Source organism: Actinomadura sp. KC06 (assembly GCF_004348735.1).
Classification (GTDB): domain Bacteria; phylum Actinomycetota; class Actinomycetes; order Streptosporangiales; family Streptosporangiaceae; genus Spirillospora.
Genome location: NZ_SMKT01000401.1, coordinates 1 through 948 on the forward strand (window position 1 = coordinate 1; position 948 = coordinate 948).

The 948-nt window shown below is 75.7% G+C and carries 1 protein-coding gene; it reads right to left on the reverse strand.

What is annotated here, in order from left to right:
* A partial coding sequence (locus E1287_RS43350) for a sigma-70 family RNA polymerase sigma factor (RefSeq protein ID WP_207934831.1) occupies positions 1 to 948 on the reverse strand: 948 nt, incomplete at both ends.

Consider the following 948-nt stretch of genomic DNA (forward strand, 5'->3'; position numbering starts at 1 on the left):
GGGCGCTGGGCTCCGCGGCGACCCGCGGCGGGGGCACGGGCCGGGTCGGCTCCTCGCCGGACACCAGCGTCAGCGCCAGGGCGACCGTCGTCGCGGCGACCACTCCGCCGCCGATCGCCTGCTGCTGCCGCTTCGGCAGGCGCCGGAACCACAGGAGCATCCCGCCCTTGGACGCGAGGTAGCCGGACGCCGCCGCGCCCAGAACGAGCGGGCCGAGGACCTCCCGCAGCGCCGTGTTGATGTCCACCAGCTCCGCGTGGATGCCCTTGCAGCGCTTGCAGCCGTTCAGATGCCGCTTCACCTTGCGGGTGTCGCGTTCGGCCAGCCCGCCGCGCACGTACGGGCCGAGCTTCTCCAAGGCCGGACGGCACGCGTCCTCGGCGGCGACGCCGTCCAGGTGCATCTGCAGGTAGGCCTGGCGGAGGCCCTCGCGGGCGCGGTAGGCGAGCGCGGCGGCGCCGTTGGCGGTGAGGCCGAGCAGCGGCGCGATCTCGGCGGGCTTGGCGCGTTCGACCTCGGTGTGCCAGAGCACCGTCCGCCAGCGTCCGGGCAGCGACCGGAACGCGCGGGTGATCATCGAGCGCTCCAGCTCCTCGACCGCGGGGTCGTCGAACGGGACGCCGGGGTCGAAGCTCTCGATCGTGTCGGTGTGCTGGACGCGCCGCTCGGCGCGCCGCCGGTCGTAGACGGTCCGGCGGACGACGGTGAGCAGGTACGGGCGGAACCCGGCGGCGGGCCCGCCGCCGCTCTTGAGGACCTTGAGGACCTTGGTGAACGCGTCCTGGACGGCGTCGTCGGCGCCGTCGCGTCCGGCCAGGTGGCGGGCGAGGCCGCGGGCGGCGGCGAGGTGCCGTTCGTAGAGGGTCCCGTAGGCGGCGACGTCACCGGCGCGGACCCTGGCGATCAGCTCGGCGTCGCTCACCTCGGCCGGGGCGGGGTCGGCCGGGG